The sequence below is a fragment of the Bradyrhizobium sp. AUGA SZCCT0283 genome, from assembly GCF_018130385.1.
GTDB lineage: Bacteria > Pseudomonadota > Alphaproteobacteria > Rhizobiales > Xanthobacteraceae > Bradyrhizobium.
In genome coordinates this window covers 24188-38827 of sequence record NZ_JAFCLU010000048.1, presented here as the reverse complement: position 1 = coordinate 38827, position 14640 = coordinate 24188, and the positions used below count along the sequence as shown (strand labels likewise).

The 14640-nt window shown below is 59.5% G+C and carries 16 protein-coding genes and 1 pseudogene; 4 read left to right on the top strand and 13 right to left on the bottom strand.

Annotated elements, in window-relative coordinates; genetic code table 11:
- Positions 1 to 813: 813 nt before the first annotated feature.
- Positions 814 to 1125: a hypothetical protein gene (locus tag JQ624_RS35350; protein WP_212423500.1), complete on the top strand. Its 312-nt coding sequence runs from the start codon at positions 814 to 816 to the stop codon at positions 1123 to 1125.
- 137 nt (positions 1126 to 1262) lie between these two features.
- Here JQ624_RS35350 and JQ624_RS35345 read toward each other — a convergent pair whose 3' ends face one another.
- From JQ624_RS35345 to JQ624_RS35300, 10 genes are all read right to left on the bottom strand, one after another.
- The gene (locus JQ624_RS35345; RefSeq protein ID WP_212423499.1) at positions 1263 to 1616 is read right to left on the bottom strand and encodes a hypothetical protein; all 354 of its coding nucleotides are present in this window, start codon (positions 1614 to 1616) and stop codon (positions 1263 to 1265) included.
- Positions 1613 to 2098 (bottom strand): hypothetical protein, encoded by a 486-nt coding sequence (locus JQ624_RS35340; protein ID WP_249130316.1) that lies wholly within the window; start codon positions 2096 to 2098, stop codon positions 1613 to 1615. The genes JQ624_RS35345 and JQ624_RS35340 overlap by 4 nt, the downstream gene beginning before the upstream one ends.
- Positions 2082 to 3011: a DUF2950 domain-containing protein gene (locus JQ624_RS35335; protein WP_212423498.1), complete on the bottom strand. Its 930-nt coding sequence runs from the start codon at positions 3009 to 3011 to the stop codon at positions 2082 to 2084. Before JQ624_RS35335 ends, JQ624_RS35340 begins: the two co-directional genes overlap by 17 nt.
- Positions 3008 to 4684, bottom strand: a complete 1677-nt coding sequence (locus tag JQ624_RS35330) for a DUF3300 domain-containing protein (RefSeq protein ID WP_212423497.1) — start codon at positions 4682 to 4684, stop codon at positions 3008 to 3010. Before JQ624_RS35330 ends, JQ624_RS35335 begins: the two co-directional genes overlap by 4 nt.
- 121 nt (positions 4685 to 4805) lie before the next feature.
- Positions 4806 to 6716: a sensor histidine kinase gene (locus JQ624_RS35325; RefSeq protein WP_212423496.1), complete on the bottom strand. Its 1911-nt coding sequence runs from the start codon at positions 6714 to 6716 to the stop codon at positions 4806 to 4808.
- An 88-nt stretch (positions 6717 to 6804) separates the two neighbouring features.
- Complete coding sequence (locus tag JQ624_RS35320; RefSeq protein WP_212423495.1) at positions 6805 to 7095, bottom strand: hypothetical protein; 291 nt, start codon at positions 7093 to 7095, stop codon at positions 6805 to 6807.
- Complete coding sequence (locus tag JQ624_RS35315; RefSeq protein WP_212423494.1) at positions 7092 to 7895, bottom strand: DUF2092 domain-containing protein; 804 nt, start codon at positions 7893 to 7895, stop codon at positions 7092 to 7094. The genes JQ624_RS35320 and JQ624_RS35315 overlap by 4 nt, the downstream gene beginning before the upstream one ends.
- A gap of 90 nt (positions 7896 to 7985) precedes the next feature.
- Entirely contained in the window at positions 7986 to 8405 is a 420-nt protein-coding gene (locus JQ624_RS35310) for a hypothetical protein (RefSeq protein WP_212423493.1), read from the bottom strand.
- Between the two features lie 18 nt (positions 8406 to 8423).
- Positions 8424 to 9656, bottom strand: a complete 1233-nt coding sequence (locus tag JQ624_RS35305) for an HlyD family secretion protein (protein ID WP_212423492.1) — start codon at positions 9654 to 9656, stop codon at positions 8424 to 8426.
- Positions 9649 to 10071, bottom strand: a complete 423-nt coding sequence (locus tag JQ624_RS35300) for a hypothetical protein (RefSeq protein WP_249130317.1) — start codon at positions 10069 to 10071, stop codon at positions 9649 to 9651. Before JQ624_RS35300 ends, JQ624_RS35305 begins: the two co-directional genes overlap by 8 nt.
- Positions 10072 to 10251: 180 nt before the next feature.
- Here JQ624_RS35300 and JQ624_RS35295 point away from each other — a divergent pair, with 180 nt between their 5' ends.
- A complete protein-coding gene (locus JQ624_RS35295) occupies positions 10252 to 10704 on the top strand; it encodes a hypothetical protein (protein WP_212423490.1) in 453 nt (150 codons plus the stop codon).
- A gap of 66 nt (positions 10705 to 10770) precedes the next feature.
- Positions 10771 to 10918: pseudogene (locus JQ624_RS35290) on the top strand (polyphosphate kinase 2); the annotation flags it as partial.
- A gap of 168 nt (positions 10919 to 11086) precedes the next feature.
- Here JQ624_RS35290 and JQ624_RS35285 read toward each other — a convergent pair.
- Entirely contained in the window at positions 11087 to 11521 is a 435-nt protein-coding gene (locus JQ624_RS35285) for a hypothetical protein (RefSeq protein ID WP_212423489.1), read from the bottom strand.
- 275 nt (positions 11522 to 11796) lie between these two features.
- Positions 11797 to 13527 carry a SulP family inorganic anion transporter gene (locus tag JQ624_RS35280; RefSeq protein ID WP_212423488.1) on the bottom strand — a complete coding sequence of 577 codons (1731 nt, stop codon included), beginning with the start codon at positions 13525 to 13527 and terminating at the stop codon, positions 11797 to 11799.
- 308 nt (positions 13528 to 13835) lie between these two features.
- On the opposite strand from JQ624_RS35280, the gene JQ624_RS39015 reads away from it, so the two are divergent.
- The gene (locus tag JQ624_RS39015; RefSeq protein WP_249130315.1) at positions 13836 to 13991 is read left to right on the top strand and encodes a hypothetical protein; all 156 of its coding nucleotides are present in this window, start codon (positions 13836 to 13838) and stop codon (positions 13989 to 13991) included.
- A 232-nt stretch (positions 13992 to 14223) separates the two neighbouring features.
- Here JQ624_RS39015 and JQ624_RS35270 read toward each other — a convergent pair whose 3' ends face one another.
- Complete coding sequence (locus JQ624_RS35270; RefSeq protein WP_312014549.1) at positions 14224 to 14571, bottom strand: response regulator; 348 nt, start codon at positions 14569 to 14571, stop codon at positions 14224 to 14226.
- Positions 14572 to 14640 lie beyond the last annotated feature (69 nt).

Genomic DNA, 14640 nt, shown 5'->3' with positions numbered 1-14640 from the left:
CGCAACCAAGAAAACCTGACCCAATTCCTCATGCCGGCAACCACACCCCGGCCGCCTTCGTCGGAACAGGTGGCCGCCTTCGATCGGAATGCATGGTCGCGTTCAATCGGAATCCCTGGCCGCAATCCCCGGAATCCGCATACTGGGCTTAATTGCCTACCAGTTCGCCCAGAGAAGACATGGCCTTGGGTGAGCTGGCGGAGCGAGGGAGATTCGAACTCGCGATACGGATTTGCTTCCGCATGCGTCGCACCGATCGGCGAGCTAGCCCATTTCACTCGTGGGTCCACCCGGGGCGACCATCGCGGAACCCCAACCGGGATCGCAAGTACGTGTTCGGCGTTTTGTATTGGGGCAGGCCACCCAAGGGCTATCCTATGGTACGCCGACGATCACAGCCCCACACCTTCGCATCGGAGCCGAGCGAGCACAGCTAGAGGCACAGGTTGCAACGATGCCGACCTCTGCTGAGAAGGAAGCGCTATTGAAAAAGATCAGGCAGCTAGCCACTACCGCTCACATCGATGAGTGGTTGTCGTTACCGGGACTTCAGCCACCGAGATAGTTTTGGCAGCTCAGGCACTGGAAACGGCCGCACTGTTCGCTAGAAGCGAAAAGGCCCCAGCTCGGAGTTTGGCAAGAGCTGAGGCCAAGGTTTGCTGGACTAGATGCGTGAACGTCCAGCGGCGTGAGGATAGGCTCCCATCGCGCCCTTATCTATCATCCGGTTGATTTACCTCGGATTTTCCAAACACAGGGAGATTGGAACAGAGTAAAGTTCCATGCTCTGTTTTCGCGCGGGAGTTGTTCTGTATGCCTCGCTCCCCGTCCATCGTGCCGCATCGCGGCGATCACGACATCTATCTGGTGCTAAACGATTTTGGCAGGCTCGGACGCGCATGGTGGGAGGCAGACGAGGAAGGCACCGACCGCGAGGCGCTGATCCGCCGTCTCCTGGAAGACCAGTTTAGCCATCCGGTGCGGATCGTCGCCTTCAATACCGCCGAGGGTTGGTCGCGCGACGTCACGGTCGATATTGCCGACGAGCTGCGTCGGCGCTTTCCGGAATACGATGAGGTACCGCGCTCTGTGCAGGAGTTCTTGGAAACCGCTGTCCGGCGCTGAGCTGTTCGCCTAAAGAAGCCGGGTCAAGGATCAGAACCGTGTAGGGCTGCGAGACAGCGCTTTTTCTCCCGATGCCGACCTCGGCTCTACCACGCGCGTGGCGACTCGGTGGCGATTCTTGATAAGCAAAATGGCGCTCAAAAGAGCGGCTTTTTGGATTTAAGCAGACAAATCAGCTGCTTGTTTGGTTGCAGGGACCTGCAAGCGCGTTTGTTTATAACTTCCGACTTGGAGGACCTCCGCCGGCCGGCGGCAAGGTCGAGAATGGCCATCAACTCGCCGCGCAGGATCGCGCGGCTCTCGCCTCGCTTCTCTCCGGGGGTTATCACCACCTCGCCAACCAGTGAGCGGATGTCCTCGCGAGCTTCGCCATTGGACTCCGGTTCGGCCTGCGTTTCGGAAAGACGGATCACTTTGGCACGATAGTGCTTAGCGATATTGGGAGATCGGAACTGCACCTCGGCCGACGAGCGGCAGCCGAGTAGGCTCACCTCAATGAAATCCTGACCTCGCTGAGGTTCGCAGCGAACTCGATTCCCGCCTTAGGTCCCTGCAGGTCAATCCTCACACCTTTTTGATTCGCCAGGTGAACGCCTCCGACGCCGCCAACAAAGGCGCCGCCAGCACCGACGGCGCTGTAGGAGCCGGCAAAATCGCTGACCTGCCTTATGCCTGAAGCCCATCCCTCCAGCCGGCTGACCGATGCTCCTGCTGTAACACCCAGGCTGAAACCGGATACTCTGAACGGGTAATCGCGACCGCGATACGTCAGGACGCCGCTGCCGCCACCGGCGCCCGCCATCAGGCCCGCCTTCACCAGCTTGACTCGGACATAGCCAGGCGCCTGCGCGAGCGATGATGTCGCTGAAAGAACAGCGGCGAAAAGCACGATCGCAGCGAGCCGAACTATATATACCGAACTATATATAGATGACATCGCTTCAGCTTTCCCGCGTTCAAGGGATCGCCACATCGACCTTCTTCCAGGTTTGATCCGGATCGAACAAGTAAACGCGCTTGGCGATGCTGTCGGTGCGTGTTCCGAGATCCTTTTGGTAGACGGTACCGGCATGATTGACCAAGAAGGTCATGACGCCGGAATTTCCGTACTCGGCAGGATAGGCGATCAGCGCGAAGCCGCCGATCATCTTTCCCTTGACGACATAGTTCAAAGCTCCGCCCGGCGCGTCAGAACCCTGTCCTTTCAAAATCCGGTAGTAATAGCCATGATAGGGCGCCGCTTGCTCTGAGACCTTGTACCCTTCGGCTGAGGCTTGGGCCGCCAATTCGCCAAGCGGGCTCGGATCGCGATCGTCACGCCAGAACAGCCCATCCTTCTTGCCTGGGCTACTGACGATGCGTTGTGCGTAGACCCCCGCCCCCTCCCCGGTGCGATCTTTCTCGGCATATTCGTTCTGGGCATCCACGAAAGCCAGACAGGTTTGAATCGCGTCCAGTTCGTTGCGTCCGATGCGACGATACAGAATCTCCTGACGCCCGGCGGCGGCGTCGAACTCCCAGCCAGTCCTGTTGTTCACCAAAGGAATCGGGAATGGAAAATCGTCTGCGCCAAGGACGAGCGTAGCCTTCTTGTTTCCCTCGGCCTTGATGGAGTGCTTCGCGTCATAGGCAGACAGGAAGCGTTGGCGCATCTCGGCATCGGCAACATCATCGCCGGATTCGACAATGTCTTGGCCATCTTTGCCGAGAACCTTGAGAATGGCGCTCGTCGTGCCGAGCTTGACCGCGGCGGCCAGTGCCGCCGCAGCGTCTTCCGGCGAGGGATAGGCCTGCTGCGCCAGGGACGCAGAGGTCAACAAAGCCACTGCCACGATGGCGCCGAGGCCCACCGAAGTAGTGCGACAGAGCGATTTCAGCCCGATCATGGCAAGACCTCCGGTGGCGTAGGAATCTTTGCGCCGCCGGCCAGCCAGTCAGTGTACGAGCGGAGCTTCAATCCCAGCTGTTCGTAATGGACGCGGAGATACCCGTCCGGACCGCGAGTCACGGCTTCCGGCACCAGGCGCTGCACTTCCTGCGCGATGACGCCGACGTAGGGCTTGCTGCCGCCTAGATAGCTGAAGCGATAGTAACCGAGACCATTGGCGAGATGGCCGAGCAGTACAACGTCATGCTTCAATTCGATGTCGGAGCGCCGTCCGCCGCCACCGCCGCCGCGGAAGCCGCCACCGCCACCGCCTCGGAAGCCGCCGCCTCCACCTCCGCCACGGAAGCCGCCTCCACCGGCAAATGCCGCACCACCGCCCCGCGGACCCATGCTGGCCATGCTAGCCCGACCGCGCGCCGATTGCGCAGCGGCCGCCCTGCCCGACGACACGTTCATGGCCGAACCACGACTGCCACTGCCGCCACGATTGGCGGCCTTCGCGCGATCACCGCCACCCTTGGCACTCCCCTTGGCACTCCCCTTGGCGCGATCCGCTGTGCTCGAACGATTGCCACGATCGCCACCCTGCCGGTCACGCGCGGCCGCGCGGTCGCCACCACGATCACCACCGGCACGATCCCCAACGCGGTCACCGCCACGGTCGCCGGCGCGATCTCCGACGCGGTCCCCGCCGCCTGGTCGGTCTTGTCCCGGACGAAGCACTTGCTGCCCATCGCGGCCGCGGAAATCCATCCGATTGGAGGCGCCGGCCTTCAGGTTGTTGTTGCCGAAGCGCTGCTGAACGCTCGCGTTGTTGTACCGCACGCCCTGGCGATGCGCCGCGTTGTGCTGCCAGTTGTTCCCGACGTTGTTTATCCTGTTGTAGTGGTTGACGTAGAGATTGCGATTGCCCCAGTTGCATCCGCCGCCCCAGTAATTGCCCCAACGTCCGATCGCCCAGCCCGTACCAAAGGCGAGACCGGCCGCGATCACGCCGGCGCCGATATAGGACGGGTACCCGAAGTAATAGGGTGGATATTCCGCGTAGGGCCAACTTCCGTAAACCGTCGCCGGATCATAATACGGAACGTAGATCGTATTGGGATCCGCCTGCTCGATGACGATCGCCTGCCTGTTTTCCTGTGTCTGAACGCTGACCTTCTGCTGCTTGGTGGTGACCAGCTTCTTGCTGTCATAGGCCTTGGTACGCAGACGCTGGATCGCATCCATCACATCCGGCTGCTGCGCCAGCACGGCGTCACCTAGGTTCTTGGTCCAGTCGACCTTGTCGCTCATCATCGAAATGACGTCTGCAGTGCTTGCGAGCGCCTTAACGCTGTTGTCCCACGACTGCTTCTCGACTTCCTTTTTCAGTGCGTCGCCTTTCAGGGATTTGTGCGCCTTGAGCCAGCGATCCGCCTGTACGACTTCCAGCGGATAGGTCGATGACGCCAGGACATTTGCCAGCAACTCGTCGGGATAGAGCGCAATCGGAGCTACCAGCGCCTCGAGTTGTTCGGGCTTCAACAGTTCTGCACTCGGCGGCGATTGGGCCGCCGGTTGCGGCGTGCTGCTGGGAGCAGGCGGATTGTCGGCCGTTTGCGCCGAGACGGCGACAGGGTTCGCCATCAGCAACGCGAGCGCGACAAGAGTCTTGCTGCAGCGGAACATCGCACCCTCCTTGGGCTCATCGCCGCAAGCATCGGTCCGAGGCGAGGTCATTCCTTGATAAAGATCAAGGAAACCAGCGGTACCGCCCTGCTGCGGCGCACGAGCAGCGTGGCCGCGTGTATCAGGTCGAAGTTGATCGACCGCGGGCAATCGGAAGCCTGATCGTGAAAAGCGCACCGCCGGACGACTGGTTTGCCGCAGAAATCTGTCCGTGGTGGGCTTCGACGATGGTGCGGACTATCGCAAGTCCCATGCCCATACCCTGCGGTTTTGTCGTGAAGAACGGGTCGAAGACATTCTTGAGATCGCTGGTCGCTATACCGGGACCGGTGTCGCTAATCCTGATTTCCGCGCTGGCGCCCGAAAGGTTCGTCGTTACGCTGATTTCGCGCTCCTTGGCCTCCGCTTCGGATATCGCGTCCATTGCATTGATAATCAGATTCAGAACGACTTGTTGCAGCTGAACAGCATCACCTTTGACGTTCAGGTCGGCGGAGGTCGTACCGCACTTCAGTACGATATTGCGCCCGTGGGCCATGGCCGTGACAAATCCGATCACCTGGCGTACCGTCTCGTTCAAGTCGATATATTTCATTTCATAAGGTGTTTTCTTCAGCACGCCGCGCAGCCGCCGTATCACTTCGCTGGCGCGCTCGTCGTCACGCCTGATGTCAGCGAGAATTTCCCTCACTTCGTCGATATCCGGTGAAGCGCCCTTCAGCATGAGCTCGGCCGTTTCGGCGTTGGTAAGAATGGCGCCCAGCGGCTGATTTAGCTCGTGCGCGACAGAAGCCGTCAGCTCGCCGACTGCCGAATAGCGGTTGAGGTGTGCAAGCTCCGCTAGGCGCTGGCGCGATTCGACTTCGGCGAGATGGCGGCGACGCCGTTCGTGAAGCAATCCGCCGATCAATGCTCCCTGGATCAGAATGACGCTCGCAATCAGCGATATCTGCCAGATATATTCTTCCCATATGCCGGGCTGACGAAACATGACTACGCTTCCCGCAGGCAGGTTGCTCTCGCTGATGCCCCAGCGCCGCATTTCGCGCCAATCGAATTTTGGGTCAGCGTAGCCGAGCGCCGGAGGTCTGATATCGCTCGGTTTCTCTCCGCCAAGGATGCGAATGGCCACATTGGCGGTGAGGCGGCTAAGATCGATGACCGAATGCATCGGACCGCCCACGATCTCCTTGCCAAAAAAACCGTCGTCGTACGAAAAGATTGGAGCGTTGGACACCGCGTGGAGCTGCTGAAGCGCGGCATCGCCTTCGTAGACGACTCCGGTCGCATCGACGTTCATGAGATGCCAAAAGATGGCCGTGTCCGGTGGCAGCGCGGCACACTTTTTCAAGATGTCCTGGAATGACAAATCGTCGTACCAAACGAACTCAACCTTGTCCCCAAGAAGTGCTGCCTCCTTGCGGAGCTCACCGAGCCAGAACTTCTCATTTGGCGATGCACCATTGATAACGACAATTCGTTTCGTGCCAGGTAGAACGCGAAGGATCGTTTCGAAGGAGCGTGGAAAATCATGAGCAACTGCAACAGGAGCGTCGTTGTCGGACAGACTGGAAGACTGGATTCGACGTTGCTCGACGGCCGTCAGAACCAGCGGGGTTGCAGCGAACACGCGCGCACGATTTCGCTGAACAAAATTCGCGGCCGGCGCACCGATGGAAATGACGATATCCGCAGCGTGCCCGGAATTGAGCGTATTCAGATAGGCAACAAACGCCGGCTCAGGATTCTCATCGCTGGAACGTGCTGTAATCAGCGAATGATCCTGAATGTCCAACTGCCACGGCGACAGACGATCCAGCTGCTCGCGAATGGCCTTCGCATAATGTCCCCAGGGTCTGAAATCGCGGCCAAAGGAATGAAGGATCACCACGCGCTTCGATTCGTCTTTGAGGGCGCCGCTCGCCGGTCCGGACAGCATGGTGGCGGACAGAACCAGCAGGCAGACGCAGAGACGGGCAGCGAGGGCTGGCCAACCCAGGTTGATCGCTCTGATCGGGTCGCGTCCGCTCATCCTCTTACCCCGGCAGTCCGAACGGCCCATTCCAGCACATTTCCGGTGCCAGCGGCAGTGCGGGTCTCAGCCGGGCCGGACGACGACGTCAACAGCGCGTGGTGACCCGACCGTAGGCGTCCACGACCTGCACGCATGAGGACCCGTAATACGCGCCCGCGGCACCTATCGTGCCGACGGCAGCGCCTGCGGCAACGGCGCGGCGAGTCGTCCTCCGGGCGACCCCGGCATAGCTCATCGGCGTGAGCGGCCGGCCGATCCTTGCCTGGGCTTCGGAGAATATTCCATTGCTGACGAGGCTTCCGTCGTTCCATGCCATCCCTGCGGCGAAGGCTGCAAGGGCGGCCGCCAGCATGAAGACTTTTCGTGACCGGATCATTTTTTTGCTCCTGATGGTGTTCCGGGGGGAAGCTCATCGAATTCCGCCATGACGCCGGAATCCAGGTCGACCTTCGTCACGTCGGCAGGAGGCTTGAATACGAAGGTGTCGGCATCAGCGACGGCATCGGTCTTCCAGTCCTTGATCCTGAGCGTATATTGGGGCGCGCCTGCCAGTGTCTTGCTGGTGATCACGTATTTTCGGGGTACTGGCTGCGCGCCGCTCTCGATCCAGATCTGCCAGTCGGTGTCGATGCCGCGGAACGCAAGGTGCTCACATTCGACGCCGTCGACCACTCCCTGCCCGATGTGACTCGCCATGATAACATTGGACATCAACTCGTCGTAGGCGTTGGAGAGCAGCAGATCCGTGCCCGGCATTGCCGCACCAGACTTTGTCTGAATCAGGTCGACCAGTTGATCGATCGTGCCGGCAAGATCGGCCTGCGCGTAGGCCTTCGCATTGTTGCCGTAGATCGAAACCGTCTTGCCGTCATAGACCAGCTGAACGTCAGCATAGCCGCCGGTTCGACTGATCCGCAGCTTGTCCGGTCGCGTGAGCTGCAGTTTTCCGGAGCTGGTGAACTGGACTTTCTGCAGGTCGGGTGTGACGACTTCAATATCGCTGTCGAACGTAGCTGAAATGGATTTCTGCGCGGCGGTGTAGTCAGTCATCGCCTTGAGAAACTTTGCAGGATCATCTGCCCGCGCCGACTGGGCGGTGAATACAATGATGACCGCGACCAAGGCTGCATGTGGCAGGCTTTGGATCAATGTACTCGCTCTTTGTCTGGTACTCATGGCGTTTCTCCATTGGTCGACGCCATTCAGTCCCATGCACCGCCGCTTCTCTTGATCTAGGTCAAGCTCCATCGATCCGTCGAACATCAGCTAGATCTGACAGCGGTGATACTTCACTTCCATTCCCTCCATCCCCGGGAACTCGCGGGAGATCGTGTTGTCATCAATCACCTTGAGGAAAAACTGGACGTTTGAAAGCATGATGCCCGAGGCACAGGCGACGACGAGATTGACGGTTTGATCGCTGTCCTTCCTCGATTTGATCTGACAATTTTCAAACTTGCCGCGAACGCGATTGGCTTCAGCGATGAAGCCACCGCCGTACACGCCGGAGAACTTCGTAAAATTGACCTGGTTCGAGCGTCCCTTGCGGGCGAACACCTTGCTGCACTGGTCCGCGCTCGTGGCCCATGCACCGGTGAACTCGAATGCGTTCACCTCTTGCGGCCATAGCGGGACGGAGCCTGCCGCAATGGCAGCAGCCATAACCAGCTTTCGAAGCGCACTCATCGCGTTTCCCTTGACCTATCAGTGACCGCTCAGCACCAGTGTCTTGATCGGCAACAGCAGCGCCTGGATCCGGAGCAGCAACGCATGTACCAGTCCGACGCCGTCGATGACGTGCAGGACGATTTTCCGGCCTGTGCTGGTCTCCTTCGCGACGATCTCCTCATGATTGCTGGTGTAGGCATTGACGATGCAACTGCTGCCGGCCGTAACACCTTCGAGACCGCCCTTGTAGAGAGGCTCCAGATGGACAAGGATCGTTCCGGGTCTTGCAACGTTCTGCGCTTCGACCAGTTGCTCTCCACCGCGAAACTGGCCGGCGGCGATGTAATCCTGAACCGTGGTAACCACCATCGGGATGATCACCCAGGGTCTTGAGATGCAGGTCGCCTCCGCAACCATCCCTTCCTTCATGACTTGAGCTTCAATCTGGCCGAACCCCGCCTGCAGCACTCGCTGGCCGGCGCCTTCTGGGATGAGAATTCCCGCAGGCCGCATCAGTGGATTGACGACATCCCCTATGCGCAGCGCAAACTGCTCGACTCGTCCGGCAACGCCGGCGCGGATGAAGGTCTTGTCCAGATCCACCTGTGCCTGTGCCAACGCTGCTTCGGCGCTCGCCTTTTCCGCCGGCAACAGCGTCGAAAGCCGAGCCACCAAGGATTGCTTGCCGGCCACTGCGCCGTCAATTCCGGCCTGGCGCTGGTCCACGGCGACCTGTAGCTTCTCTATGTCGCGTTGCGGCACGATTCCGGGATTGCGACGCTGCAGGTCGCTCTTCACATCCAATTCGTCCTTGGCCTGCTGATGCGCGCTCCTCGCTTCCTGGATCTGGGCCTCCGCCTTCGTGACGTCGGCTTCCGCTGTCAGCATTGCGGCATCGACTTCAGCGATCTTGCGCTTGGCCGTTTCGAGCGCCGCCTCCTGTTTCGAGCTATCAAGCCTGAAGATGACGTCTCCCTTGGAGACTGGTGCACTGAAGCCAACTTTAACCTCCGCCACACGTCCCGACCCCTCGGGAAGAATAGGGATTGTCCTGAAGAACAACGTGGCGGAGTTGGTCGCGGGATGAAAATAGAAGATCATCGTTATCAGCGAAATCGTGAGCAACAGACAGCCGGTGATGCCCCATCTGAGCTCGTACCAGACCGAATAGAACGTGATTTCCTTCCCGAACCGCTTGTTCTGGACATAGCGGCGATACAGATAATCGGGAAGGATCGTCACAAGGGAGCAAATGATGAGCTCAAACATGGCCGCCCCTCGCCTCCCTTGGGACATTCCCGCTCTTCTTCTCCGGAAGATGAGGCGAAAGTGAAACCTCAGCTTCGACAGCGGTATCCGGTTTGGCGTCTGCGATCTTCTCGACCGATCCTGCGATACTGCGCAACGGTGTGCCGAAATCGGGGATATCGATCATGGCAAGCAGCAGTCCTGCTACCCAGAACAGGTGGATGTGCGTGAAGAGCGCCAGCAGGCCCAGAATGGCCACGATCTCGAACTGCAGTTTCTCCGACTTGTGCGCCATGCGCTCCGGGAGGCTATGCAATCGCAAATAAAGCGTGCCGACCCAGACAAGGGCGGCAACCAGAAAAATGCCCATCACCACCATCATGACATCGGTCCCGCTCCCCGGAGCAAGGTAGAACGGTAGATGATGCGGGCCCATCGGATGAATCTGCTCGCTCAATATTCTCTCCCAAAATGGAACTGACCCTTTCGCAGACCTCCCGAGGACCGTGAGCGCCATGCGATGCGGATTGCTTGATTTGAATCAAGGGAATGACGTCGGCCCCGCCTAGCCTTGGGGCAATGCTGAAGCCGAACAACCACTCAGGAGCCATCAGCCATGCCCGTCAGCATCGATGACCTCATTCCCAGTGCAAAGCAGATCCTGAAGGAAGCAGCCCTCAAGGAGGCCGAACAGGCAGAACAATACGCGCGCCTTGCCGCCGCTGCCGAAGCCGAGAAACGCGCCCTGATCGAGCGACTCAGCCAACCGTCCGGCAAGAGCGAAGCCGAAAAGGTCCAACTGGCTTCGACCGTCATCCAGCGGGCGGTGCGAAACGGAATGACGGAAGTGCAGGTCTATCGGTTCCCCAACTCGCTGTGCACCGACAAGGGCCGTGCCATCATCCAGCAGGAGAAGGGCTGGGAGAATACGCTGACCGGAATTCCGAGGGAAATATTCCAACTCTGGACCGACTACCTGAAACCGCGAGGCTATCGCATCAGCTACCAGGTCATCGAATACCCGGGAGGTGTTCCAGGCGACATCGCCGTCACCATTTCCTGGGGCTGAGGTCAGTTCGGCGGATCTGGCTTGAATGGAACAGTGAGCGTGTCAGCCGGCACGCCCGCGGACGGGATGAGCAAGGTCTATGAGAAAGAGCTGGGAAGCTCCAGGTCGAGCTTTGCCATCTCCAGGAATGGGTGAGGCGAACAAGCTTCGGGTCATCGTCCTGTTCAAAGGCCGGGATGCCGCCGGCAAGGGCGGCGCGATCAAGGCGATCACGCGTTGAAACTGATCCCGCACAAGCGCGTGCTGAAGGACAAGACCAAGCTGCCGAGCGTTCCAACAAGGGACGCTATGACGACCAAGCTGGCTTGAGCGGGATGACCTTCGTGGCGGAACGTTACTGAGCGCATCGGGCCGCATACTGCGCGGCCCGTCCGGTTCGGATCTATTTCAAACGCACCGTTACCCCACCGACTGCTGCCGACACCTCAGCGCCGACCTTGGGGCCACTCAACTGCAAGATTACGCCATTGGCGTTCTGCAATTGAACGCCTCCCGCGCCAGCCGCAAGGGCACCCCCGGCTCCGACAGCGCTGTACGAGCCTTCAATCGAAGCCGGTCCTCTCAAATTGAGGGCACGTCCAACAAGCTTGGTCGTCGAGGCTCCGATCGTGAAGCCGACGCTCATGCCCGATACGGTGAACGGGTAGCGCTTGCCTCGGAGCACGAGCACACCCTCGCCGCCTCCGACTCCGACGATGAATCCGCCCTTGGTGAAGACGACCGCGACCTGGCCGGTTTCAGCTCGCGATGGCGTACTGGTGCCAGCTACGCCAAAGAGCAAAGCAAGCCAGGCAACGCTTGTGCTAAACTTTCTCATGAGGGTTTTTCCTCTGAAGAGTCATGCTCTGATGAGCCAGCCTTCGAACGGACCGAGAGATAGAGAGAGCTGATCGATGCGTTTCTGTGCGGGCTAGGTGTCGTTGGACATTTGTCCCCTGCCTTTCCGCGCCCTTGATCCAAATCAAAGGTCGCAGGCTCTCGAAACGAACTCGCCAAGCTGCGACGAATGCTGCACTCCGCAATGCAATTGGGCGTCAGGGACGTCCGGCCGAGGCTTATTCGGGTTCGATCGGCGCAATACCCGAGAGCCGTTCAAAAGCCAGGCTTCCGTTCTTCACGGAGACCGGATCGTTCCCTGGCATTGCCCTCGCCCAGCACGCTGTCGAGTGTCCGGAACCACTGGCCACTGTCCGTCTTCTCCGCCAGGCCTTCCGCCCGTAGCAGATCACGCAACTGGGCATGGGCGCCGACGATGCACAACGCCACATGGTGCGATGCCAGCTCATCATGGAGATCGAGCAACATGCGTGCCCCGGCCAGATCGATGTAAGGGGATGCCGAGAGATCGCAGGCAACCAGCCTTACGTCAGATGAATTTCGAAGAGCCTTCAAGACCGTCTCCAGAATCGTCTCGGCATTGATGTAGAGCAGCGAGGCTTCGGGGCGGAACGCGATGACACCGACCAGCGGCTCCACACCCTCGTGTCTGGCGCTGTCGGAATAGCGGCCCGTTCCAGGAAGCCGCCCGAGGAACGCAATGTTGGGATTCGATGCCCGGCCAAGCAGCAGGAAGATGGAGGCGAGGGCAGCAAGCAGGACGCCTTGGAGGATCCCAAGCAGCAGCACGGACACGAGCGCGATAACCGCGGCATAGAAGTCGATACGGCTTACCCTCCACATGCGAAGTAGCGCACGGACATCGACCAGCTTGTAAACGGCAACAAAGACAATGCCAGCCAACACCGCCTTGGGAAGGTTGGTCAGCAACCCCGTAAAGAAAAGCAGGCAGAGCGCGAGGGCAAACGAGCAGAACACCAACGCCAGGGGTGTGCGCGCTCCTGCCGTGTCATTGACGGCGGACTGCGACAACCCGCCGGCCACGGGATAGCCATGGCCAAACGCAACTGCGAGGTTGGCAGCCCCCAGCCCCAGAAATTCCTGCCGGACGTCAAGACTGTATCCATGCTTCGCTGCAAAACTCCGGGCCGCCGAAACACCTTCTATATAGGCTAGCAGCAGACATCCGGCCGCTATTGGAAACAGCTCCTGGAATTCGAGCATCCCGAAAGTGGGCACCTCGAATGCCGGCAATCCCTCCGGGATGTTCCCGGTGACAGGTACGCCCAGTGCCGCAAGCCCGAACAAGGTTGCCATGAGGATTGATAAGGCCACTACGGCGAGCCCGACCGGCTTGCCCGACAGAAACCGTTCACCGAGGAGCAAAAGCAGGATCGCCGTGACTCCAATTGCCAATACGAGCAGATTGATGTCGCCGACCTGACCCGCAAGCCGGATTGCCCGATCGAAGAAGTTGTGGCCGCCACCGGCCACGCCGAACAGGCTCGGTAGCTGACTCATTATGATTGTGAGCCCAGCCCCAGCCTTGAAGCCGACGAGAATGCTGTCGCTGACGAGGCGGACGAGAATGCTGAGCTTCAAGAGCCAGGCAATCAGGCAAAGCAGCGCCACCGCGAATGCCGAAAGACTCGCGATCAGTGCGAAGCGTATCGCGTCCCCTCCGGCCAGCGCCCCGACGCTGCTGGCGATCATGAGCGAGATTGCGGAGGTCGGGCCTACCGCAAGCTGGCGGGACGACCCAAGCAGAGCGTAGCCCAAGCCGCCAAGCATATAGCCACAAATGCCGACCTGGGGCGGCAACCCGGCAAGGCCCGCATAGGCCAGTGACACCGGGATAGCATAGGCAGCGAGCGTCACTCCGGCGATCGCATCATGGCGCAACCAGAACGACTCATATTCGGCAAGCCAGGTCAACGGAGGAAAAATCCGTGTCCAGCCTGTTCGCTGAACCGAGCGAGACTTCATAGGAGTTCCTCATCGGGTCGAATCTCGCAGCGAAGCAGGACGATTGGCAGTGCCACCACGGATCGAGCCCGACGCGGATTGATCTGGATCAAGCTTTCGACGAGTTCCCGGGAATCAAATTTATACATTATCGAACGGTGCACCGGCGGATGTGACCATGGACACAGTCAGGTGGGCCATCTCCGCCACTCCGGAAATCCTTCTGCCGTTGACGGTAGCCGTCGGCATCAAACGCCTGTGCCCGGCGTCGCCGTGACGTCACTTATGGAGACTGGCGAAAACTCTGCTTCAAGCCCGGCGGTGCTCAGATGCTTTGCCGCACCTCGATCACCGGCAAGCTTTCAACCGGTCAAATGGCGGTCCGTCTGGATATCATCGAGCGGGAGGGCGACGGCAGCGCACGGCTGCAGATATTCTCCCTCGTCAGCATGTACCTGCAAAAAGCCTATCAAACTCACAATTGACCAAGAGCAGCCCCATCTCGTGCCTTATACCTGGTGTCTCACCAACACCTGCATCGCGCCACCGTGGCGGCTCCCAAGATAATCCGGGAAATGGGTTCGGGACAAGCGCTTCGACTGGAATTCGTCGATTCAAACCGACGTCGCTTCCGCTCACACAGTTCGCCTCCGTCAACAAGGGCGCGCCGGCGCAGACGTTCGAGCAGGACATGGACGAATAAGAAGACTGATCGCGCTAGAATACTTCCGCAAGAGCTGCCTCGACCGCCTCGATAAGCGATCGGGCCGCGAATGGCTTCGATAGGTAGCCGATACATCCCGCCTCGACTGCGGCTGAGCGGTTCGAGTCGCTGTCGTTGCCAGTGATAAAAATTACCGGCAATCGAACGCCTCTATCAGCGAGCTGACGCCGCAAATCTATGCCAGATTGGTCATGCAAATTGATGTCAATGATAACGCAAAAGGCGCTACCGAAATCCGCACGACGGAGCAGCGCGACACCCGAATCGAATAATGCTACATTGAAGCCATGCTCATTCAAGAGCCGCTTCATACACTTGCGCATCGAAGAATCGTCGTCCACGACAAGGATCGATTTGGGTGTGCGCAAGATGAGCGGCCTTCGGGTTCTCAAAAGCGTTGGCTACTGCGC